Here is a 22,336-nt window from a genome sequence, read left to right on the forward strand (position 1 = left end):
ATTAGAGTATTACCTGTTGCCCCAAACTTAGCAATTCCTTGTGTAATACTTCATTCGTGGCATATATCACGCCGTGTGTATTCATGTATGGAGAATCCTTGCGATTTAGCGCAAGTAGTTGTCCGTGTATGTCTGTGGCCTGTGCGCCGAGTTCGTGGTAGATCAGGCTAGTGGCTGCGTAGTCCCAAATACAGCCACCACCGCGATTGGGTTTGGGTAGTTTGAAATAGCACCCACTGCCTAGTGTCAACAAGCCCAAGGCATTCATCACGGCGCCATATCCCGTGTGTATTTGATAATCAGCAAAACCCAAACGTGTACACAGCGTCTGTAGCGCTTCACGTGTCGACTCATAAGATATGGAGGTTGTAAAACTCCGATCAAAATGGACATGTAGGCGATCAGTTGCCACGGGCAAAGTTAGCGGCTGGTCACCCTTGAGGCTGCCCTTTCCTTTGATCGCCTGATAGATCTGCTGGTGATATGGATCAGCTACCACTCCCAATACAGACTCGCCAGATCTTGCCACTAGCGCAATCGACACGGCATAGCCTGGTTCGCCTAGCGTAAACGGCAGCGTACCGTCTAGCGGATCTATACACCAGAAATAATCTTTGATCAGCCGCGAACCATCGTCGGCAGACTCCTCCGACAGCCAGCCTAAATCGTATGTGGCTAAGGTAGCTTTCAGCTGCGCCCAGATAATCCGCTGACTGCCCAAGTCAATCTCTGTGACTACCTGAGTTGCCAGGCTGTCTACACCAGCTTTGTATGAAATCTCATGTGAGAGTTGGACTTGCTCACGGATATAGGCTGAAGCATCCTGAGCGGCAGTTTTGGCAAGTGCAGCCAATGTGTATAGATCGCCTGTGGTCAGTTTCATGATAGGGCGCTAAGTACACGGTTTTTTATGGCTTCACTATAGTCGTGCATTTTCCAATGTCCAGGACTCCACCCATCCAAAAACCGGTAGAAATCCGCCCAGGCATAATCGTAAAGTTGGCTCCACTCCTGTTGAATTTCTTCAACATCCACTCTGGGATGATCCTGCTTCAAGCTCAACTTCAATTGCTCAAAATAATAAGATAAAAGCTCTGATTCATAGGTAGTTAAATCATCTTCATGTAAGCAACTGCTTAAGAAATAGGCCACGTCTTTCATGCCGCATCCATGGCCAATATATTGAAAATCTACGGCGGCTACTTGTGTGCCATCCTGACTGAAACAGAAGTTGGCCAGTTTGGCATCGCCATGTACCAGCGTCTGAAATTTGGCGGTATTTAGTACTTGGTCTATGGCCTGTGCGGCAGTCTGTAGCTCCTTGTCTTGCATGGCCACCAGCTCATCGGGTCTGGTATCCAAGTGCCAATATGTACCTATCCGCCACAGTTTATCACTCGTCACACCTAGGTATTTCGCATGAAAATGCGCCAACCAGTGCAAGCAAGCTCTCATTTCTGTAAGGGTTGCTTCCGTTTTCCGTAAAGGAAATCCCGAGGCGTTGAGATCTTCCATGATCATGAGCATTTCCTCGGCCTCATGGCTTAGGTGGTGTATCCTAGGCACTCGACATTCAGACGTACACTGCTGAGCCAGATCGGCATACCAGTCCATTTCTACCTGATAAGATTTGAGTTTTCTCTGATGAGAAATATCAGTATTCCATCCTCTGGGGTGATTGACTGCCTTCGGCAATTGCACGTGCTTCACTACTATGGATGCTGTATTTCCTCCTTCGAGATGACATCGCATGATTTGGCCATAGCCACTCCAAAGCGCTTGGATGGTTTCGATGCGCACCAGCTGTTTGGCGTCAGTGGCTTTTAGTATCGTCTGAGACAGAGATTCGGTCATTCTATCGATTGGCATGTATCCGATGAGTCGTCAATTCAAATTGAACTTTTGAGGGAATTTGGGTTTGATAGGCTTCGAAGTGATTACCAATACTTGGGCAAACACTCCAATTACGATCAAGATAATGATTTCGAAACGCGAAAAGGAATTGCTTAGCGCAATCACGTCGTTGGACTCAGCGATGAGATTTTGCCCCTCTTCAATCTGGATATCGGATAGCCCTTTCAGTAAGGCTACGAGTTCCTGATGTTTTGTTTCTATTGCTTTTAGTCGAGTAGCTGTTTGTGCTTCTTGATAATAAGCCGCTTCCATGTTCTCCAACTCAGTTAATTCTTTTTTGAAATCTTCAAATAGCCGAGTTTCTTTTTCGGTGTATTTAGTGGTTTGGTAGTGTGCCAGTAGCGAATCTATGGCTTGGTTCGTAGTTTGCCAATTTTCAGAAGCAGCGGAAATGTGGGTGCTGTCATATAAATAGAATCGTTTCTCATTGATCAAACTGGAGAGCTTAAAAATGTAGTTTTCAACCATCAGCCGATCTTTGTACACAGAGGCAAATGATTCTTGAAGTCTTGAAAAGTGATTTCTATCGATCAAATTGGTAAACAATACCAATAAAAAGACGATGGCTAAAGCCAAACCAGCCTTGAGTTTCTGTTGAATAGAATGTGTCCAATTCATGCGTTTTGTTGTTTTCGGAATCCAGCTTGCCAACCGTCCATGCATTGGTTCCCTTATATTGCAAAATAGACAATGAAGCGATCAATTACCTAAAACTCAGGATACGAACACAAACTTTTGGCGCTAATGGATACAGAGCCGCACGCATAAAAAGGCCTAATGCTGTCGTCTGACCACCGAAGGCTCGTCGGGGTTGATTTCGCAGGCTTGTATTTTTCGGAATCTATTTTCGATGTCTGCTGTGGCAAGTACAGAGGCATACCGGTCTTTTAGACTATTAATACTACCCTGATGCAGTTCGGGCGTCACGGTGGTGCAAGCGTCTTCTACTAGTGTAACCAAATAGCCCAAATCACAAGCATCTCTGATGGTGGTTTCCACACATTCGTTGGTATATACACCCGCCACGATCAGCTCATTCACTTTCAGGTTTTGCAACACGTAGTTTAGGTTGGTAGATGAAAATACACCACTAGCGGTTTTGTTGATCACAATCTCGTCGCCTTCGGGTGCCACTTCGGGCAAAAACTCCGCTTCCTTAGAACCTGGTGCAGCCAGCAGATTGAGTCGTTTGTGCCCATTGCCACGGTCTCTTCCATCCTGTGTCAGCGACTGGATTCTGGTATGAATCACCTCCATTTTCTTGTTGCGAAAAGTCTTGAGTAATTTTTGCACATTGGGGATCACACGTTCTTGAAGCGAATCAAAATAAAAATCCTGCTGTGCTTTGGGTATGCCCGAGGTTGTCACGTCTTTGAATACCCCATAGCCTCTCGCCGCATCCAAGTACTGAATGTCGATCACCAATAGCGCCACTTCATGATGTTCGAGGTGCTCAATACGCTCTTCGGTCTGGTCATCTACGATGTCGTGGTAAAACTCCTTGAGCGGATCCAACGAATCTGCGGGTATCAATGGTCTTTCTATATCAATCATTTTGACTTAATTCTATGAGTGTATTTAACATAAGATTAGCTCCTTGTTCGATGTGGTGCCAGTCTGTCCACTCGTGTGGTGAATGACTGATGCCGTTTTTGCTTGGTACAAATATCATCCCTATGGGGGCTATTTTAGCCATCATTTGGGCATCGTGTGCCGCGCCACTGGGCATTATCTTGTAGCGTTGATTCAGTTTTTTAGCTTGTTTTTCAATGCTTTTCTGGATGTGATCGTCACAGGCTACAGGCTCGATTACGCTCACTTCGGTGAAATCAAATTGCAGCCCTCTCCTTCTGGCTATGGCCGAAAGTGTTTTGCGGCAAGCCGTTTTCAATTCTTTCAAAACCTCTGGGTTCACATCACGGGCATCGATGCTAAATTCTACCTTGCCGGGTACAGTATTAGCCGATCCTGGATAGAGCGTAGCATTTCCTACTGTCAATCGAGAGGCTTCACTCCCATTTTCGTCTATGATTCGAGGAATCTCATGGGCAAAATCTGCCAACCCCATAAAGGCATCTTTGCGCAAATCCATTGGCGTAGTACCTGCATGATTGGCAGCTCCAGTGAGCTGCACTTGCCATTTGAACAATCCTGTAATGTCCGATACGATCCCTACCGAAAGATCTTCTACGTCCAACACAGGCCCTTGTTCGATATGAAGTTCTAGATAGCACTTCACCGTTTCGTTGGGTCTGGATGCGTCCAGTGCCTGATACGGATCGTGTCCCAAGTCTTTCAGTACGTCAACCAAGGCCTGTCCATCTAGGTCAATAGACTCTTCTAGTATGCCAGGGTTGAGCTGACCAGAAACTGCTCTGGAACCAAACATGCCACCAAACCGACCTTCTTCGTCGCTAAAGGCCAGCAGCTCCAGAGGAAACTTCGTGGTAAGCTTTTCTTCTTTGATTCTCGTCAGGCATTCCAATCCCACCAGTACTCCCAAAGCGCCATCGAGTGCACCTGCATTGGGCACGGTATCTATATGCGAACCGATGAGAATGGCGGGCTGCTTTTCGTTTTTGTCATCAGCTATACGACCAATAATATTCAACGCGCCATCCCAATGACAATCGATATTGCCCTGACATAATTGATTTTCTAACCAGGCTCGGGCTTCATACTCCTTTGGGGTGAAAGCCATGCGATAAATGCCTCCATCCTCTTGCTTGCCAATTTGAGCCAGCTCATTGATGTTTGCTTTTAATCTTTCGAAATTAATGGTCATATCCATGAATATATGGGGCGCTACTGGTACTTACAACAAGGCCGGTTCGTGGTTTTGAGTGATGAACTGGCCATGTAATACATGTAGTCCTAGCAGGTGATTGATCAAGGCATCTTTTCGCACGAGCGATACAGGATCTTTGTCGTTTCTATAGTCTTTCATAAACTGATCGAGACGTTTGATATCAAATAAGCCTGCCGCTCTGACCACATCTTCATTCATGTATTGATCTACAAGTGATTGTAGTGCTCTTTTTTTCTTCTCTTCGGTATGTGCAGGTGGCGACATAAAAGCGAATTTTTCACGCTCGTATAGCACCTGAGGCAGTATTTCTTTCATTGCTTCACGCAATACCCATTTTTCTGTATTGCCTTTGATGCGCAAATGTGGCGGGATATCTCTGGCCATTTCAGCCACATGATGATCCAAAAAGGCGGGTCTCGATTCCATTGAATTGGCCATATCTACACGGTCGCCACCCCAGTTGAGTATTTGACATTCGAGCATGGTTTTGCTCCAAGTGTATTGCGCCTTGTCTAGTGCATGACGGCCTTTGAGCTGACTGGCATCAAAGCTCTGAGCAATAGTTGCAATGGGGTCATAGCCTTTGATATCGTCCAAAATATCATTGTGCAAGAGCGGTCTGGCAATGTCTAGCGTATGCATCCATGGCTGTATCCACGACGGGGTGAAACCACAGATTTCATCCATCACAGGATGACTTAAATGCTCCTCGGACAAGATGGCTCCTTTAAACAGGCTGTTGGTTTTGTCCATTAGTTGGCGGTAGCTTTCTAGTTCTTCTTGGCTCGTGCCATTGGAGCTGTTGAGAGACTGATAGCCATACTTGAGCATGTCCCGTTTCAAAGCTGGGTAGCCACCAAAGAGTTCGTCGGAGCCTTCTCCAGTCACCACCACACGGTAGCCACATTCGTTGACTCGCTTGCTCATACGGTACTTGGCCACACCCAGTGTATTGTAAAAGGTGCGCTCGGCATGCCATAAGGTTTTGATGTAATTGTCGCCATATAACTCACTGGCAGACAGGTTGATTTGCTCCTGATCTGCCTGTACTCGATCAGCCATTTCTTTGGCGATCGGTGCTTCATCGTAGGCTTTGTTGTCGAAGCTGATCGTGAATGCTTTGACTGGCGACTGCTGCATAGAAGACGCCAAGCCCAACATAGAGCAACTATCTATTCCTCCAGACAAATAACACCCTACAGGCACATCTGCTTCCAAACGCAAGGCCACAGCTTCCAACAACTCCTCTTGTACTCGTTTGATATGGTAATCTGCTGATTGACCAAGATCTCGTTCGTTTTCCATAGGAAAATCCATATCCCAGTACTTTTGGTCTTGGATGTCGAGGCTGTCTCCATTGCGCTGAATAATAAGCATATGGCCTGGTCTGAGGGCGTGTATGTCTTTGTAGGCGGTAGTGCCTGGCACCATGGTATGCATCAGTTGGTGGAGCACGGCTTGGTTGTCAAACCCTCTAGGCACTTCTGGATGGGCAAATAATGCTTTGATTTCTGATCCCCAGAATACATTGCCATCATTGACATGATAAAACAAGGGTTTTACGCCAAAGCGGTCTCTAACCAATATCAATCGGTCTCTCTCTTCATCATACAAAGCAATAGCGAATTCGCCTCTGAGATGATCTACAAAGCTTAGTCCGTGTTTTTTGTAAAGCGGAAGCGCAATTTCGCTATCACTCTTAGAGCCAAATTCGAAACCTTCCAACCTGAGATTGGTACGAATGCGCTTATAGTCGTAAAACTCACCATTCACGGTCAGGACGTTCTTTTTGTCCTGGCTATAAAGTGGCTGTGAGCCTGTATCCAAGTCAATGATCGACAACCGGGCATGCCCCATGGCCAATCCTTTTTCATCGTTTTGGTGAAAACCATAGCCATCTGGCCCCCGATGATGGAGCGTACTGGCCATATTTTTCAAATTTATTTCCGCTGCAGACTCTAATCGTCCTGCTTTCCAGTATCCAGTTATTCCGCACATGACCTATTCTATTTCTTCTTTTGGTATTTTATCAAATCTATTGAGAATGGAGATAAACAGCGCCTGCCTCACAAAAACAGCTCCGTGCGCTTGGGTAAAATATAAATTGTGATGGGTGCCGTCGAGCATAGGATCTAGCTCATCGAGCCGAGCCAAGGGATGAAGCACTACCGCATCTTCTTTTAGTTTGGTGTTTTCATCTAGTTTGAACCTAGAATCCAGCGACTTATAACTATCACCCAAAAAGGCAATGGAATTCATATAAATGATATCCAAATCACTAACGACATCATTGATGTCATTGGATATAAATACTTCTATACCAGATTCTTTTACTTTTTGAGTCAACTCCTCTCCCAATGGGTCGGCCATTTCGGAGATAAGAGAAATCTTCTTGATGTTGTCTTTAAACAAAAGTGACATGCGCAAAAAGCTATTGACTGCCCGCATGCTACCTGGTGTCCCTAATATGCCTAGATGAATTCGGTTTTCTGGTTTAAGCTGGCCTTTGAGTTTAGGTTTCCATTTGAGGATGGCAAACCAATCGGCTAGCGATTGCGTAGGGTGCTCGCCTGTGCCATTGCCAGCATTGATGAGGGGAATGCGTAAGTTGCGCATGATTTCATCTACGGCATCAGTATCTGTGTGCCGCATCACCACGCAGTCAGCATAAGCATTAAACATCTCTCCAATATCGGGCAGCGATTCTCCTTTGGCTTGCCCTGTGGACTTGCCTTCAGGTATGCTGATGATCTTGCCATCGAGCCGAAGTACTGCACTTTCAAACGACAATCGCGTCCGTGTACTAGCTTCAAAAAAAGCTGTGATGATGATCTTGCCATCTAGGGGATGTGACTGCGCAATTTCTTTGCTTTCGAGCAGTGCCGCGAATTTACATACCTCAAGTACGAGTTCTTTGTCAAACTGATCTACTGAGAGTACGCTCTGCCCAGTTAGCTTTTTAAGTACCTCTAGATTGATGGGATCTTTATCCAAAAGCCCTTGAGGATCAAGGTTTAGCCCTTCGGTTTCTAGCGGATCTTGATCCAGGATGCTTTGATCTGGATTGAATTTGTCGCTTACCATAGTTTTTTCGATTTGATATCCTTTACAAAAAGCCATACCAATGCGATAACCGTAGCGGCGATTCCTGCAAGGGCCAGCACGATCAGTACACTCAAAAAGGTTTGTGAGAAAAACATATCTATCAGTTTGGGTTTAGGGTTTAGTTTTTTCGTCGAGTAAATGCCATTCGAAATCTGACGGGTACAAATACGTCAGAGCCAAAACAGTAAGCATAGATACGGCTGCTCCGATTAAGGACGCCGTGTACCAGCCCAATTGGAAATAGGCAATCAGGCCAATACTACTACCGAGTAGCATGCCCCAGATGGCTCCTTTGGCATTGGCTTTTTTCCAGAATAGCCCTGTGACGATCGGCCAAATGGTACTGCCCACCATAGGTCCTGCAAAAAATAGAACGGTGGCCAGTGTGCCAATGCGTGGCATACAAAATGCCCAAGCCAGAAGCCCTAATCCGATTATGATACCCGCCGAGACTTTTCTTAATTGTTTTTGATCTGCCAAGGGGTTTATCATTTTACGATAAATATCCTCGGTAATCAGGTCGGATGTGGCTGCCAACAAACTATCGATACTAGAGGCCAGCGAACAAAAGAAAACAGCAAAGACGATGATGGCTCCTGTCTGTCCGAGTACACTGGCTGAGACCAGTGGACCTACCATGTCTGGACTGGTGATATTGATGCCCAACGAGCCGCTAGTAAGCGCAATAAATCCTGCTGCAATAGGAACTGGAAACCAGAACAAGCCCGATAGCAGATAGGCTTTTTTGCCAATATCTTTTCTCATGGCAAAGGCCCTACTCCACCATACATTGCTATGAAAAACTTCGCCTAGCCCAAAAAGCATATTGTTGAATATAGACATGATCGCTGCTGGCATGAGGGCGTTGAGTAGCATGGGTTTTTCCGTTGAAACATTAATATATAAGTCGCTAAAGTCGATCTGCGTCAGCACCCCTATACCCACGATCACAATGCCGATAAGAATGATCAATGATTGGATAAAGTCGGTGCCGATGACGGCATACATACCACCAAACAAGGTATATACCACGCAGACCAATAAGATAACGGTCATTCCCAATTCATACGGGATACCTGCAATAGCATTCATCAAGATACCTCCTGCCATTCCCATACTCACGAGCCATGTAAAGCCATAAAAAATACTGATAATCAGGAATAGCACCCAAGTAGGTTTGCCATATCGCAAGCGAATAAAATCACCGCTAGTATAGCCAGAGGGCATCAAAGCTCTAATTCGTTTAGCCAATGGTGCAAATAGAAATAATCCAAATGAAGCGGTAGAATAAGCAATCATCCCCCATATGCCGAGCTGCAAAGCAAATTGCGGAGCCAACATGGTGGTATTGGATGTGACCCAAGTGGCCATGGCTGTAGCTGCCCCAAAGGCCAAGCCTACATTTCGGCCTGCTACCATAAACCCATCCATGTTTTTGGCTTTTCTGCCCCAGTAGATACCTAAGACGATCCAGAGGACACCAAGCGTACCTAGCAGTATCCAACCAGTCTGTGGTGATATAATGAAAGATTGATGATTCATGACTGGGAGGTGGTGTATACACCTTTGATGACTACAAAAACGGTAAAGGCAAACACCACAAAGCCTAACCCAAATAAGGTCAGCGCCAAGGGCATGGATTGATGCTCTACTTTGAGCGTGAGTGTATCCGACCAATGGCCTTCATCATCTCCTACTCTATAATAATAGGTGCCATTGTCTAATCCAGACACAAAACTGGCGTGGTCGGGCCCTTGATATATCGTGTGGCTGTTTGTAAAATCAGGCTGCATGGATCTTTGCAGGATATATTGACTTCCTTCTACTGCGGTCCAGTCCAATTGGATATAGCCACTATTGGATTCCAATTGCAGGTCTTGATTCGTAAACTGTATGGCTGAAGGCTGAGCCAACTGTAAAAAGGAAAATAACAAGAATGTAGTCATGGAGGTGTACGTTACTTTTCTTCTTTGTCGCTTGGACTATTGGGTGTCAAGATTGCCTCTTGGTCTTCTGGAGGCTCTTCTAGGATGTTGCCAAATTCATCTACGTAGGCAATCATGTCTTGAAGATCCCCACTGGTCTCTTCATTTTTTTTGTCTTCTTTTCTGAGTTGCTTTTCTAGCTTTTTCTTTCTCTTGATCTCAGCTTTTTGTCTTTTGATAAATGCGTTGAAATTTTTTCTCCCCATATAAACAACTTCCTTTCTCTTTTAATGTGAATCGTAATAGTAAATATGTTCTATACGACATAAAATTGAATTCAAGACAAAGGTAACAAAAAGGTTCTATAGAACATATTAATATATAGCTCAATCCTAGAAACAGTGTTTATAGCAAATTAATCGATAGGATCTTCTGGCGTGAGTAATGGAGAAGCATCTAGTTGATGAATCTGCATCGCTGAAGTAATAATTTCTAGCGAATTTCTAACCATCCCTCGTTCGTCATTAGACAGCAGGTCTAGTTTTTTGGCTAATCGTTCATGTAGAACATTTGGGGTTTCTTCGAGTAGTTTGATACCTGAAGCAGTGAGTGTAATGTAGGTCATCCGCTTGTCTCCTTGCTTAGGCATGCGGATCACATAGCCTCTTTTCTCTAGTCTATTTATTATACCAGTAACTGTACTAGAGTTAAGGCTTAGAAGATTCATAAGCTCTCGATGGTTAGACTGGTAGTTAGGGCTTTTTTCTAAATGTCCCAAGCAGAGTAATTGCGTAATACTCAGTCCGAAATCCTTTTGAATACTTTTGGATTCTAAATTTAACGAACGAACAATTTTGCGTATGCTTACTAATATCTCTAAAGAGTCCATGTATTGATTTTTTCAAGCCAACAAACTTAATCAACACCTTCCATTTGAAGAAATTCCTTTATTAATCAATGAAATATGAGTTGTTTATCTATCCTATCATTGATATTAGTTATCTAATGGATTAGATATCCAACTTATCCATCCAGTCGTCATTCAGATTCTCCACATTTTCTCTCAATTTTTGCGCCCAAGTCACGGCTAGATCTTTGAGTTCTTCATGAGTAAACCGCTGTTCTACCATTTTGTAAGAGCCTTCTTTGTAGATCACCACATCAATCGGGTACTCTACGTCATTGGCACTGACGCGGGTAGAATCAAAAGATAGAAAACCCGTTTTAAGAGCAAATTTCAGATCAGATTGATAGGTAATTGCACGATTGAGAATGGGCTGCCCATACCCCGTATTACCAATGATAGTAAAGGGGGTGGCCTCACCTATCTCGATCCAATTGCCCTCTGGGTACAACAAGAATAATTTGTGTGTGCTATCCCCTTCGAGCTGTCCTCCCACTATGCTGTGTAAGTTGAAAAACAGTCCAGATTGTGCCAGTGCACTTTTGTCTTCGTCCGCTACACGACGGAGTTGCGCCCCAAATGCATTTACTGCTTTGTACATTTTATCATACTGAAAAGTCTCTTGGCTGATGGCTTCCTCAAAATATGTGACGGCCTTATCACGTACCGACCTAAGGCCTGAGGTCATGATAAATAGACTATTTTTGCCTATTTGGTGTGTGGTTATTTTTCTGGAGGTGGTCGTACGAGTACCAGACGTGATACAAGTATCGGCTAAGGCTACTAAGCCACTTTTAACCTTAATCCCTAAACAATATGTCATAAATTCAATTTTTCAAACGCAAGTTTATCGACTATGCTCGCGATTTTTACTTTTTGTAGTCAAAAAATTCTTTGTGAATGAGATCATTGAAAATGAAAACCTGAGACATAATGTACTCCAAATATTTCTCTACTCCATTTTCAATTTCACAATAGTCCGAATAACGCATTTGTGACGCTATTTTAGCACTCTTGAATTGCAAAGAGTCCTTAGCCAAATGGTTGAAATCCTGCGTATCATTAATTTTACATAGCAGCTCATTGATCTTGCTAAAGCCGTGGGCTATGGATCTAGGAAATTCCAGATTGAATATGAGAAACTGACAGCTGTTGCTTTGTTGCACACTAGTCTTGAATAATTTTCTGGTCATGTCTGTCGCTTCCATGGCATTGAGCATCATGAGCCATTGATGATTTTCGACAGTTAGATTTTCATGCTCTCCACGAAGTGCTCGTATGTCAATAAATGTATTCATCAAGCCTCTAGTAGTCTGATAAATGCGCTCTAAATAAATACCCATTTTAACAAAAGCCCAGACATTATCATGCAGTAAAGTGCTATCTAATTTGGCATGAAATGAGTCCGAATTTTCTTGAACCCCATGTGTGAATTCATACAGCCCTCTGGACTTGAGATAATCCGAATTGAAATTATTAGCAAAATGAAAATTTTTATTGACACTCTCCCAGAGTTCGTTAGAGATTAAATTGCGAACGCCTTTTGTATTTTCTCTTACTTCTTTTAGATAGTACAAAATAGAAGTGGTCGACTGCGGGTTGATCGCTACATTCCATATAATATCGGTTTCTTTTAACCCTTCTTCTTGGGGTGGTATTCCCGTTGCCATGTAGGATATAGATCGCATGGTGAGATCTCTATACTCTATCATATTCGAATCCATCGTGGAAAAATATTTGACCTGTAAATAACGGGCCAAAAATTCTGCTCTTTCCTGATACCTACCTAGCCAATAAAATGAACTAGCATGCCGTGCTAATATGGTTTTTATTCTATAACCCATGTGTCTTTCGATCCTCCTCCTTGTGATGAATTAACAATTAAACTTCCTTTTTTTAAAGCTACTCTAGATAGTCCTCCCTTCAATACATACTCATAGTCATCTCCTATCAGTGTGTAAGTTCTCAGGTCAATATGTCTGGGTCCAAATGCTTTATCGCTTTCTATGTAAGTGGCGTGCATCGATAGGTTCATGATCGGTTGGGCAATGAATTGTCTTGGTGCATTTTTTATTTTATTTGCCAAATCTGCTAGTTCGGCCTGGCTCATGGTATTGCCAACACAAATGCCGTACCCACCACTTTGATCGACTGGCTTTATCACCAGCTTGTCTAAATTTTCTAATACATATTTTAGATCTGTTGGATTTTCACAGATGTAAGTATGCACATTGTTCAATATGGGTGCTTCTCCCAAATAGTATTTGATAATATCAGGTACATAATGATAAATAGCTTTGTCATCTGCCACACCTGTTCCGGGAGCATTTACAATAGAAACATTGCCAGCGATATATGCACGCATAATGCCTTTTACTCCGAGTACACTTTCTTTGTTGAAGACTTCAGGATCCAAATATTCATCATCGATACGACGGTATACTACATCTACCTTCACTGGCCCTTTGGTGGTTTTCATAAAAACATAATTGTCTTCTACAAATAAGTCTCTACCCTCTACTAATTCTATTCCCATTTGCTGCGCCAAAAACATGTGTTCATAGAAAGCAGAATTATACATGCCAGGAGTCAAAACCACACAGATGGTATCTTCAAAATCCTGGGGGGCAACGGATTTTAGCATGTCCAGAAGAGCAATAGGATAATCCCAAACAGGTACAATAGGATATCGCTGAAAAATATCACTCATCGTTTTCTTCAACGCATCTCGATTGCCCAAAACATAACTCACACCAGAAGGAGAACGCAGATTGTCTTCAAGGACATAGTTGTTGCCATCGTTATGTTTGATTAGATCTGTGCCATTAATATGGCAATAAGCTCCCCCTTTTGGGACAAACCCAAGCATTTCTTTGCAATAATGCGGCGAGCTTAGAATCATTTCTTTCGGAATGATTTTATCCTTCAGAATCTTTTGCTCTGTATAAATATCCTTCAAGAATAAATTTAAAGCTTTTGAACGCTGAATAGCACCTTGCTCGATGGAAGACCATTCGCCTTTTTTAATAATCCTTGGAAAAGGATCGAATGGAAAGATATGTTCTTTCGTATTTTTTTCAGAATAAACTTGATAGGTAATCCCCTGATTGAAAAATGACAATTTGATCAATTCATTTAGATTTTCAAATTGGTCTATAGTTAAAGAATCAAAAACAGCCGTTATTTTTTCATACGGATCTTTTACGTTATTATCCTTATTCTCGAATACTTCATCCAGACAATTTTCTGGAACTTTATATAAATCAAAAATACCCATTCCCCTCTTTTAATAATTAAGTACGATTACCTTTTGCTAAAGCTAATAATAACATAAATTCACGCAAATATTACGTAGTAAAATACGTATTTATACTTAAATTATTAGCGTAAAGTACAATAGTATATCTATATAGTGCAAAATAAACAACCATATGGCCATACATGCAGCAATTAAACATAGTACAGGATATACTTATGATAGGTTGGTCACTATGTCACCGCAAGTGATTCGCCTTCGTCCGGCCCCTCATACTCGTACTCCAGTTGTAGGGTATTCGATAAAAATCTACCCTGAGAATCATTTTATCAATTGGCAACAAGATCCATTTGGCAACTATTTGGCTCGTATAGTTTTTCCAGATCAGATCAAAGAATTTCGAGTAGATGTAGAAGTAATTATTGAAATGAAAGTGATCAACCCATTTGATTTCTTCATGGAGGAAAGCGCAGATAAATTTCCGTTTTCATATCATACGGACCTTAAAAAGGAACTTGCGCCCTACCTAGAAGTATCAGAGACTGGACCACAATTAGAACAGTGGGTAGAAGAAATCAAGAGCTTTTATGGTTTGAATACAGTTGATTTCTTGGTATCTGTCAACCAAAAACTTTACCAACAGATTGCCTATACTATACGTTTGGAGACAGGGATTCAATCACCAGATGAAACTTTGACTAAGGCCTTAGGGTCATGCAGAGATTCTGCTTGGGTGCTGGTTCAGGCGTTGCGTCATCTAGGTTTGGCTACTCGCTTTGTTTCTGGCTATTTAGTCCAGCTCAAGCCAGACAAAAAGAGCGTAGATGGAGCATCAGGCCCAGAAGAAGACTTTACAGATTTGCATGCATGGTGTGAAGTGTATATTCCGGGTGCTGGGTGGATTGGATTGGATTCTACCTCAGGATTATTTGCTGGCGAAGGACATATTCCGCTGTGCTGTACGCCAGAGCCTGCGAGCGCCTCTCCCATTACTGGGTTTACCACTCCTGCAGAAGTTAAGTTTTCTTATGCTAATCAAGTTTTTCGTATTCATGAAGACCCAAGGATAACTAAGCCATACTCGGACGACGAATGGCAACGTATTCATGCACTTGGAGAGTTCGTCGAAGACAAGTTGCATCGCAACGATGTAAGATTGACCATGGGAGGCGAACCTACCGTCGTGTCTATCAAGGACATGGAGAGTGAGCAATGGAATACTAATGCAGATGGTGAAGACAAACGTAAAATGGCGTTTGAATTGGCTGACAAATTGAGTCAGGCGTTTGGGAAAGGAAATGCATTGATTCACATCGGTCAGGGCAAATGGTATCCAGGAGAACCTGTACCTAGGTGGCAATATGGTATCTATTGGAGAAAGGATGGTTTGCCTCTGGTAAACGATGCTAGAGTATATGGTGACCCTAACGAAGACTATGGGTATACATTTAAGCAGGCTGAGGGATTGATGAAAGAAATCACTTTACAGCTCAAACTGCCACTATTCAATGTGCAGCCTGCCTATGAAGATGTTTATTATTATCTATGGCAAGAGGACAAACTACCGATCAATATCAATCCCTTACGAGTCAATCTCTCCGATTCATTGGAAAGAAAAACCATGTCTGGAGTGATCAAAAATGGCTTAAACAACCCTGTAGGTTTTGTTTTGCCTTTGGAGTGGAATTTTGAGTTAAACTCATGGCTGAGTTGTGCTTGGGAGTTTAGGCAAAAACAATTATATCTAGTCCCTGGCAATTCACCTATGGGACTACGTCTGCCATTGGAATCATTGCCACATATGGTGCCAGCACAGCGAAAACAAGAGGTTGAGCGAAGTTTGTTTGAAGAACTGGGAAACCTTCCAGATTATCACAATCAGATCAAACAACAGCAACAAAGCGATACTAAAAGCTTTGAGAAAATACCCAAGGATTGGTTGTATCCTAAAGAAAAAAACGAAGCCAAAGAAGGTCAAAAAGATGAGGGTTTCTTTGTTGTAAAAAAGAAAAAAGAGGAGAAAGATACTTTCGAACCCGAGTTTAGAGCGCATACAATCAAGACAGCTTTGGGAGTAGAAGCACGAAATGGTGCATTATATGTGTTTTTTCCTCCATTCAAACATGTAGAGCAATACTTAGAGTTGCTAGCCATTGTAGAAGCAGCGGCAGCTAAATTGTCTCTAAAGGTATTGATCGAAGGCTATGAACCACCGCGTGACAATCGTATCGAAAAATTGGTAGTCACCCCAGACCCTGGAGTGATTGAGATCAATATACATCCAGCCAAAAGCTGGAAAGAAGTCACAAGAAATTATGATATCCTGTTCCGTTCTGCAGAACAAGTTGGGTTGGGTACAGAGAAGTTTATGCTGGATGGCAGGCACATTGGTTCTGGTGGTGGTCACCATATTACCCTTGGCGGTACCACTCCCGCAGATAGTCCATTATTAAGAAAGCCGGGTGTACTAAAAAGCTTTTTGATCTTCTGGCAAAATCACCCAGGTCTCTCCTATTTGTTTTCAGGAGCATTCATAGGCCCTACCTCTCAAGCGCCTAGAATAGACGAAGGGAAACCCGATCAGCTATATGAATTAGAAATTGCGCTCAACCAAATCGAAGAGGGTGAAGAAGTTCCGTTTTGGTTGGTCGATCGGCTATTAAGAAATATACTGGTAGATATCACGGGCAATACGCATCGAGCGGAGTTTTGTATCGACAAGTTGTATTCACCAGATAGCTCAACAGGTCGTTTAGGAATACTAGAACTGCGCGCCTTTGAGATGCCACCAGATGAGCGCATGTGCGTGGTGCAGCTGCTACTTGTGCGTACCTTGTTTGCTTGGTTTTGGGAAAAACCATACAAGCAAAAGCTAATTCGTTGGGGCACTGAGTTGCATGATAAGTTTATGCTACATCACTATGTAAAAGAAGATATGTTGGACATTTGCGAACAGCTCAATAGTGATGGATTCTCTTTCAATCCAGATTGGCTAGAGCCATTTTTCGAGTTTCGTTTTCCACTGGTAGGTAGAATTCAAAAAAAAGGCATTAACCTATCTCTAAGAACTGGCATAGAACCTTGGCAAGTATTGGGTGAAGAAATGTCTAGCACAGGTACCGCTCGTTTTGTTGACTCATCGGTAGAGCGAATTGAACTCAAGGTAAGTGGACTCAACGAAGAACGGTATGCTATACTTTGTAATGCGCAAAGAGTGCCAGTAAGAAGTACAGAGCGAAACGAAGAATTTGTGGCTGGTATCCGATACAAGGCTTGGGCGCCACCGTCAGCCCTGCATCCTACCATACCAGTCGACGTACCTTTGGTATTCGATATTTATGATTTGTGGAATAAGAAATCTATTGGAGGATGTACTTACTATGTATCTCACCCAGGTGGAAGAAACTACGATACTTATCCTGTCAATGCCTATGAGGCGGAGTCTAGGCGAGAAAGTCGCTTCTTCAATTTTGGGCATTCACAAGGTGATGCTAAAAATAAAATAGAGACCAAAACACAGTTGTCAAATGTAGGCTATAGATACGTTGATGAACAATATTCTACGAATATTGAAAATGTGCCTATGGTAAAGCCAGAAACAGATAAAGAGTTTCCATATACGTTCGATTTAAGAAGAAGTAGAAAATCATCATAAATAATGAAGTATGTGGTTAAGAACCAGTTGTGAATTGTCGTTTTATATTGCTGTACCTACGCCGTTCATTCTTATGCTACGCCCGCGTAGCAATGCACAACAATGGGTAGCCAAAGAAGAGTATAAAATCTCCCCTCATGTACTCGTATATGAGCACACAGATGGATATAGCAATCTATACCAACGACTGATCGCACCAGAAGGAGCGTTTTCAATACGAACTTCTGCTGATGTCAAAGTAGTCGATCAATTAGATCAAACTCCTGGTGCTCCATTCGTAGAGGTTCAAAACTTACCTGATCAGGTACTGAGTTATTTGCTCCCAAGCAGATATTGTGAATCAGACCGATTCAATGAGATGGCCATCGAAATTACGAATGGTAAAGCACCTGGCTATGATCAGGTAGCAAGCATTGAAAAATGGCTATGCAAGCGGATTTTATACACGCCAGGAGAAAGCAATTTTGCTATCTCTGCTGTAGAAGTAAACCAGAGACAATCGGGTGTCTGTCGGGATTTGGCACATTTGGGAATCGCCTTGTGTCGCAGTTTGAGTATCCCAGCTAGGTTGGTGGTTGGCTATTTGTATGATTTGAAACCCATGGATTTGCATGCTTGGTTTGAAGCTTATGTTGGGGATCGCTGGTACACATTTGATGCCGTACACCAAGGGGCACGTGCTGGATATGTGGCAGTTGGGTATGGACGTGATGCCGCAGATGTTGCAGTCTTCAATCAATTTGGTCCATCGGTATTTCCAACAGTGCAAACCGTACGAGTAGAGAAAATAGATGAGTTTATTTGACAAATAGGATGCTTTGCTATGCAAGCATAATATGTAATTAATACTAGCACTTTCATATTGAAGTCTGAATCATATACACAAAAAAACCGGATAACTAAGGTTAGCTATCCGGTTCGGCAGTTTCAAACTGCTAATATCTTATTCTTGACCAGCTGCTTCCAAGGCATCTACTCTATCTAGAATAGCTTCTGCTTTGTCCAACATCTTCAATTGCGTATACATTTGCTGCAAAGCTGACAATCCACCTATATCATTTGGTTCGACTTCAGTCGCTTTTTCCATGTATGGCAGACCTTCTTTTAGAATTTTGTCTGCTTTAGCCAATTTAGCCGGGCCGTATTTGTCGTAGTTTTTCAAACTCATATCACGTACTTCATCATAGTATTCTTTCGCCAAGTTGACGTAGATCACACCTGTGTTGAAATTTGCAATATAGTTGTCTGGATCTACCTCTAGGGCATTGAGGTAAGAGGCTTTTGCTTGGTTGTAAGCTTCTCTTGCGGCTTCTTTTTCGCCATCTTTCAACTTCGCACTACCTAAGTTGTCGTACAATACACCAAGGTTCAAGTGAAGATTGATGTTTGTAGGATCTTCTGCAATAGCAGATTCTAATTTGGCTTTAGCCTCGTCTACTTTGTCCATGGCCAATAGCAAGCTGATTTCTTCCTGTCCAAATTTGCTAACAGTAGGAAAAAGTTCTCTTGCTTTCATCACCAACTCCAAAGCCTTTTCGTCATTCTTCTTTTCAGATCTTTCTAAATAGATCAAAGTAGAATACACGTCTTCACTTGCAATGCCTGCATCTACCATTTGGTAATAGTAATCCAAAGTCTTGTCAGTGAATCCAGCTTGCTGAGCAGCTACACCAGAATACAAAAGTGTTACAGAATCTGTAGGCTTTACTTTGAGTGCTTGCTCAAAGCTTGTTAATGCTGATTCATAATTACCTTCTCCATAAGTCGTACCGCCTGCATTGATGTAGTTGCCCCACATCGCATCAAGGTTTGTACTAGAGAGTAAGTAGTTTGGATTGTTTTCACTTTCCATTTCCATTACTTTGCTATATGCAGCTACAGCTTTGTCTAGTGCCTCTGTATCTAAGCTAGAAACAGCTTCGTCTGTACTAGTAGAAATGGCTTGAAAAATTTTACCTCTTACAAACCAAGTCTTGGACTTGCTTGCATTTTTTTCGATTGTGATAGCTACATCTATTTCTGCTTTAGCGTTAGCATAATCACTTTTGGTCAGATACGCATCTGCTTTATTCACAGACCCTTTCTGCGCGAAAGATGCCACGCTCATAAGTAAAGCAAGCGTAAGCACAAACAATTTACTTGTATTCATAGTTCTAATGTTTACGGGGGCCGAAGACCCTATCTATTCTCTGGTTTAATTTTTATTCTTTTTCGTTATTCTCGTCGGCAGAAGGTGTTTCACCATCCTGATTCTCCATTTCAGGTTCTTCCTCTCCTTCTATTCTTTCAATTTTCTCAACAGACGAGATTTCATCTTTCTCTCCTAGTTTGATCAGACGTACACCTTGAGTAGCTCTACCCATTACTCTCAGGTCGGCTACTGCCAATCTGATGGTAATGCCAGATTTATTGATAATCATCAAATCATCTGTATCTACTACTTCCTTGATGGCTACGAGTGCACCAGTTTTTTCTGTGATGTTCATGGCTTTCACTCCTTTTCCACCACGCTTGGTAATTCTATAAGCTTCGATATCAGACCGCTTACCATAGCCTTTTTCAGTTACCACCAGTAGGTTGGCTTCTTCTCTTGCTACACATACCATACCGATTACGTAATCATCTGCACCTTCTAGACGTACTGCTCGTACACCAGCTGCGGTTCTGCCCATTGGACGAACGTCTTGCTCGTTGAAATGGATGGCTTTACCTGATTTTTTAGCAATTACAATATGGTTATTGCCATTGGTAAGATTCACGTTGAGCAATTCATCGCCTTCGTGGATGGTAATGGCATTGATACCATTCTGACGTGGTCTAGAGTAAGCTTCCAATGAAGTCTTCTTGATCACTCCTTGCTTGGTACACATTACGATGAAGTTGTTATTGATGTAGTCTTCGTCGGTGAGGTTATTCACATTGATGACTGCCCGTATTGCGTCTTCACTTTCTATATTGATCAGGTTCTGAATGGCTCTACCTTTCGTGGCTTTTTGACCTTCAGGAATTTCCCAAACCTTTTTCCAGAATACTTTACCTAACTCAGTGAAAATCAGCAAGTAATTGTGTGTGGAAGCGACAAATAAATGCTCTGTAAAATCGTCTGTTTTGGTAGTTGCACCTCTTGATCCTACGCCGCCTCTGCCTTGTGTTCTGTATTCAGTAAGTGGTGTTCTTTTTATGTATCCTTCGTGTGAAATAGTAATGACCATTTCTTCGTCAGGAATCATATCTTCTGCTGTGAAATCATCTGCGGCATGCTCAATGACAGAACGACGCTCATCGCCATATTTGTCTTTGAGCTCAGTCAGTTCTTCTTTGATGATATCCATTCGCATCTCTTCACTTTCAAGAATTGCTCTTAAGTGATCGATCAGTTTCATGATCTCATCATATTCTTTTTGGATTTTCTCTCTTTCAAGACCTGTTAGTCTTTGGAGCCTCATTTCCAAAATGGCTTTCGCCTGAATTTCACTCAATTCAAATTTCTCCATCAAGCCAGCTTTGGCTATATCTGGGTCTTTCGAATTTCTGATCAAGCTGATGACTTCGTCTAGATTGTCGAGTGCGATCAAATACCCTTGTAGGATATGAGCTCTTTTCTCTGCTTCGTTTAGCTCATATTGCGTTCTACGAATCACTACTTCATGCCTGTGCTCCACAAAGTATTTGATCAGTTCCTTTAGATTCAAAGTATGCGGTCGACCTTTGACAAGTGCCACATTGTTGATGCCAAATGATGATTGTAGCTGGGTGTATTTGTATAGGTTGTTGAGTACGATGTTTGGTATCGCATCTTTTTTGATGTCATACACGATACGCATACCGTCTCTATCGGATTCATCTCTAATATCTGAGATGCCTTCTATTTTTTTATCGTTAATCAAAGCCGCTGTCTTTTCGATCATGTTGGCTTTGTTCACCTGATAAGGGATTTCAGAAACAATAATCTGCTCTTTACCAGATTTGAGTGTTTCAAACTCTGCTTTGGCACGGAGTACGACACGGCCACGGCCAGTTTCATACCCTTGTCTTACGCCCTGGTAACCATAGATAGTGGCTCCTGTAGGAAAATCAGGTGCAGTAATGTGCTGCATCAATTCTGAAATCTCAATATCGTTGTTGTTGATATAGGCGATCGTACCGTTGATCACTTCCGTAAGGTTGTGCGGAGCCATGTTGGTTGCCATACCTACAGCAATACCAGATGTTCCGTTTACCAATAGGTTAGGGAATTTTCCTGGCAATACGGAAGGTTCTTTCAATGAGTCATCAAAGTTGGGCTGGAAATCAACAGTTTCTTTATTGATGTCATGAAGCAATTCTTCGGCCATGCGCTTGAGTCGAGCTTCGGTATATCTCATCGCTGCTGGTGAATCACCATCTACAGACCCAAAGTTACCTTGTCCGTCTACCAAAGGATATCTCAAAGACCACTCTTGTGCCATACGCACCATGGTGTCATATACAGATGAGTCGCCGTGTGGGTGATACTTACCCAACACTTCCCCGACAATCCTTGCAGATTTTTTGTACGCTCTGTTGTGCAATACACCTAAATCTAGCATACCATACAGTACTCTTCTATGTACTGGTTTCAATCCATCACGTACATCTGGTAAAGCTCTAGAAATGATAACTGACATTGAATAATCAATGTATGCGCCACGCATTTCATCTTCGATATTGATAGGTATTATATTCTGATCGCCTAATGGTAGGTTTTCGTTGTCTTCAGCCATAAAATTTTAAATAATGACAAGCAAAT

General features: G+C 42.5%; 19 protein-coding genes. 2 read left to right on the forward strand and 17 right to left on the reverse strand.

Annotated elements, in window-relative coordinates; all coding sequences use genetic code 11:
• Position 1: 1 nt before the first annotated feature.
• From N7E81_RS14725 to N7E81_RS14795, 15 genes are all read right to left on the reverse strand, one after another.
• Positions 2-883 (reverse strand): inositol monophosphatase family protein, encoded by an 882-nt coding sequence (locus N7E81_RS14725; protein ID WP_263050358.1) that lies wholly within the window; start codon positions 881-883, stop codon positions 2-4.
• Positions 880-1,869, reverse strand: a complete 990-nt coding sequence (locus tag N7E81_RS14730) for an ecdysteroid 22-kinase family protein (protein WP_263050359.1) — start codon at positions 1,867-1,869, stop codon at positions 880-882. Before N7E81_RS14730 ends, N7E81_RS14725 begins: the two co-directional genes overlap by 4 nt.
• A 15-nt stretch (positions 1,870-1,884) precedes the next feature.
• Complete coding sequence (locus N7E81_RS14735; protein ID WP_263050360.1) at positions 1,885-2,532, reverse strand: MCP four helix bundle domain-containing protein; 648 nt, start codon at positions 2,530-2,532, stop codon at positions 1,885-1,887.
• A gap of 156 nt (positions 2,533-2,688) precedes the next feature.
• Entirely contained in the window at positions 2,689-3,468 is a 780-nt protein-coding gene (locus tag N7E81_RS14740) for a cysteine hydrolase family protein (RefSeq protein ID WP_263050361.1), read from the reverse strand.
• Positions 3,461-4,699 (reverse strand): Zn-dependent hydrolase, encoded by a 1,239-nt coding sequence (locus tag N7E81_RS14745; protein WP_263050362.1) that lies wholly within the window; start codon positions 4,697-4,699, stop codon positions 3,461-3,463. The genes N7E81_RS14740 and N7E81_RS14745 overlap by 8 nt, the downstream gene beginning before the upstream one ends.
• A 30-nt stretch (positions 4,700-4,729) precedes the next feature.
• Complete coding sequence (gene asnB / locus N7E81_RS14750; RefSeq protein ID WP_263050363.1) at positions 4,730-6,721, reverse strand: asparagine synthase (glutamine-hydrolyzing); 1,992 nt, start codon at positions 6,719-6,721, stop codon at positions 4,730-4,732.
• A 3-nt stretch (positions 6,722-6,724) separates the two neighbouring features.
• A complete protein-coding gene (locus N7E81_RS14755; protein WP_263050364.1) occupies positions 6,725-7,807 on the reverse strand; it encodes an aspartate/ornithine carbamoyltransferase family protein in 1,083 nt (360 codons plus the stop codon).
• Positions 7,801-7,923: a hypothetical protein gene (locus tag N7E81_RS14760; protein ID WP_263050365.1), complete on the reverse strand. Its 123-nt coding sequence runs from the start codon at positions 7,921-7,923 to the stop codon at positions 7,801-7,803. The genes N7E81_RS14755 and N7E81_RS14760 overlap by 7 nt, the downstream gene beginning before the upstream one ends.
• Before the next feature lie 16 nt (positions 7,924-7,939).
• Positions 7,940-9,370: a sodium:solute symporter family protein gene (locus N7E81_RS14765; protein WP_263050366.1), complete on the reverse strand. Its 1,431-nt coding sequence runs from the start codon at positions 9,368-9,370 to the stop codon at positions 7,940-7,942.
• Positions 9,367-9,774 (reverse strand): fibronectin type III domain-containing protein, encoded by a 408-nt coding sequence (locus tag N7E81_RS14770; protein WP_263050367.1) that lies wholly within the window; start codon positions 9,772-9,774, stop codon positions 9,367-9,369. The genes N7E81_RS14765 and N7E81_RS14770 overlap by 4 nt, the downstream gene beginning before the upstream one ends.
• Positions 9,775-9,785: 11 nt before the next feature.
• Positions 9,786-10,019: a cold-shock protein gene (locus N7E81_RS14775; RefSeq protein ID WP_263050368.1), complete on the reverse strand. Its 234-nt coding sequence runs from the start codon at positions 10,017-10,019 to the stop codon at positions 9,786-9,788.
• Positions 10,020-10,168: 149 nt separating this feature from the next.
• Positions 10,169-10,642, reverse strand: a complete 474-nt coding sequence (locus tag N7E81_RS14780) for a MarR family winged helix-turn-helix transcriptional regulator (RefSeq protein WP_263050369.1) — start codon at positions 10,640-10,642, stop codon at positions 10,169-10,171.
• 121 nt (positions 10,643-10,763) lie between these two features.
• Positions 10,764-11,480 (reverse strand): peptidase, encoded by a 717-nt coding sequence (locus N7E81_RS14785; RefSeq protein ID WP_263050370.1) that lies wholly within the window; start codon positions 11,478-11,480, stop codon positions 10,764-10,766.
• A gap of 46 nt (positions 11,481-11,526) precedes the next feature.
• The gene (locus tag N7E81_RS14790; RefSeq protein ID WP_263050371.1) at positions 11,527-12,501 is read right to left on the reverse strand and encodes an alpha-E domain-containing protein; all 975 of its coding nucleotides are present in this window, start codon (positions 12,499-12,501) and stop codon (positions 11,527-11,529) included.
• Positions 12,486-13,934 (reverse strand): circularly permuted type 2 ATP-grasp protein, encoded by a 1,449-nt coding sequence (locus N7E81_RS14795; RefSeq protein WP_263050372.1) that lies wholly within the window; start codon positions 13,932-13,934, stop codon positions 12,486-12,488. Before N7E81_RS14795 ends, N7E81_RS14790 begins: the two co-directional genes overlap by 16 nt.
• A gap of 154 nt (positions 13,935-14,088) precedes the next feature.
• Between N7E81_RS14795 and N7E81_RS14800 the strand changes: the two genes are divergently transcribed.
• Entirely contained in the window at positions 14,089-17,568 is a 3,480-nt protein-coding gene (locus tag N7E81_RS14800) for a transglutaminase family protein (RefSeq protein WP_263050373.1), read from the forward strand.
• 10 nt (positions 17,569-17,578) lie between these two features.
• On the forward strand, positions 17,579-18,373 hold the full coding sequence (locus tag N7E81_RS14805; RefSeq protein WP_263050374.1) for a transglutaminase family protein: 795 nt from the start codon (positions 17,579-17,581) through the stop codon (positions 18,371-18,373).
• Between the two features lie 138 nt (positions 18,374-18,511).
• Here the strand turns inward: N7E81_RS14805 and N7E81_RS14810 are convergent, their stop codons facing one another.
• Together N7E81_RS14810 and gyrA are read right to left on the reverse strand one after the other, a co-directional pair.
• Positions 18,512-19,717, reverse strand: coding sequence for a tetratricopeptide repeat protein (locus tag N7E81_RS14810; protein WP_263050375.1), 1,206 nt, complete (start codon positions 19,715-19,717; stop codon positions 18,512-18,514).
• Positions 19,718-19,769: 52 nt separating this feature from the next.
• The gene (gyrA, locus tag N7E81_RS14815) at positions 19,770-22,310 is read right to left on the reverse strand and encodes a DNA gyrase subunit A (protein ID WP_263050376.1); all 2,541 of its coding nucleotides are present in this window, start codon (positions 22,308-22,310) and stop codon (positions 19,770-19,772) included.
• Positions 22,311-22,336 lie beyond the last annotated feature (26 nt).

It is taken from the genome of Reichenbachiella carrageenanivorans, assembly GCF_025639805.1.
In the GTDB taxonomy this organism is placed as follows: Bacteria; Bacteroidota; Bacteroidia; order Cytophagales; family Cyclobacteriaceae; genus Reichenbachiella; species Reichenbachiella carrageenanivorans.

What these genes read in the sequence shown, in the direction of transcription:
- N7E81_RS14725 (WP_263050358.1), bottom strand. Translation starts at nt 883, where the DNA reads ATGAAACTGACCACAGGCGATCTATACACATTGGCTGCACTTGCCAAA.
- N7E81_RS14730 (WP_263050359.1), bottom strand. Translation starts at nt 1,869, where the DNA reads ATGCCAATCGATAGAATGACCGAATCTCTGTCTCAGACGATACTAAAA.
- N7E81_RS14735 (WP_263050360.1), bottom strand. Translation starts at nt 2,532, where the DNA reads ATGAATTGGACACATTCTATTCAACAGAAACTCAAGGCTGGTTTGGCT.
- N7E81_RS14740 (WP_263050361.1), bottom strand. Translation starts at nt 3,468, where the DNA reads ATGATTGATATAGAAAGACCATTGATACCCGCAGATTCGTTGGATCCG.
- N7E81_RS14745 (WP_263050362.1), bottom strand. Translation starts at nt 4,699, where the DNA reads ATGACCATTAATTTCGAAAGATTAAAAGCAAACATCAATGAGCTGGCT.
- asnB (WP_263050363.1), bottom strand. Translation starts at nt 6,721, where the DNA reads ATGTGCGGAATAACTGGATACTGGAAAGCAGGACGATTAGAGTCTGCA.
- N7E81_RS14755 (WP_263050364.1), bottom strand. Translation starts at nt 7,807, where the DNA reads ATGGTAAGCGACAAATTCAATCCAGATCAAAGCATCCTGGATCAAGAT.
- N7E81_RS14760 (WP_263050365.1), bottom strand. Translation starts at nt 7,923, where the DNA reads ATGTTTTTCTCACAAACCTTTTTGAGTGTACTGATCGTGCTGGCCCTT.
- N7E81_RS14765 (WP_263050366.1), bottom strand. Translation starts at nt 9,370, where the DNA reads ATGAATCATCAATCTTTCATTATATCACCACAGACTGGTTGGATACTG.
- N7E81_RS14770 (WP_263050367.1), bottom strand. Translation starts at nt 9,774, where the DNA reads ATGACTACATTCTTGTTATTTTCCTTTTTACAGTTGGCTCAGCCTTCA.
- N7E81_RS14775 (WP_263050368.1), bottom strand. Translation starts at nt 10,019, where the DNA reads ATGGGGAGAAAAAATTTCAACGCATTTATCAAAAGACAAAAAGCTGAG.
- N7E81_RS14780 (WP_263050369.1), bottom strand. Translation starts at nt 10,642, where the DNA reads ATGGACTCTTTAGAGATATTAGTAAGCATACGCAAAATTGTTCGTTCG.
- N7E81_RS14785 (WP_263050370.1), bottom strand. Translation starts at nt 11,480, where the DNA reads ATGACATATTGTTTAGGGATTAAGGTTAAAAGTGGCTTAGTAGCCTTA.
- N7E81_RS14790 (WP_263050371.1), bottom strand. Translation starts at nt 12,501, where the DNA reads ATGGGTTATAGAATAAAAACCATATTAGCACGGCATGCTAGTTCATTT.
- N7E81_RS14795 (WP_263050372.1), bottom strand. Translation starts at nt 13,934, where the DNA reads ATGGGTATTTTTGATTTATATAAAGTTCCAGAAAATTGTCTGGATGAA.
- N7E81_RS14800 (WP_263050373.1), top strand. Translation starts at nt 14,089, where the DNA reads ATGGCCATACATGCAGCAATTAAACATAGTACAGGATATACTTATGAT.
- N7E81_RS14805 (WP_263050374.1), top strand. Translation starts at nt 17,579, where the DNA reads ATGTGGTTAAGAACCAGTTGTGAATTGTCGTTTTATATTGCTGTACCT.
- N7E81_RS14810 (WP_263050375.1), bottom strand. Translation starts at nt 19,717, where the DNA reads ATGAATACAAGTAAATTGTTTGTGCTTACGCTTGCTTTACTTATGAGC.
- gyrA (WP_263050376.1), bottom strand. Translation starts at nt 22,310, where the DNA reads ATGGCTGAAGACAACGAAAACCTACCATTAGGCGATCAGAATATAATA.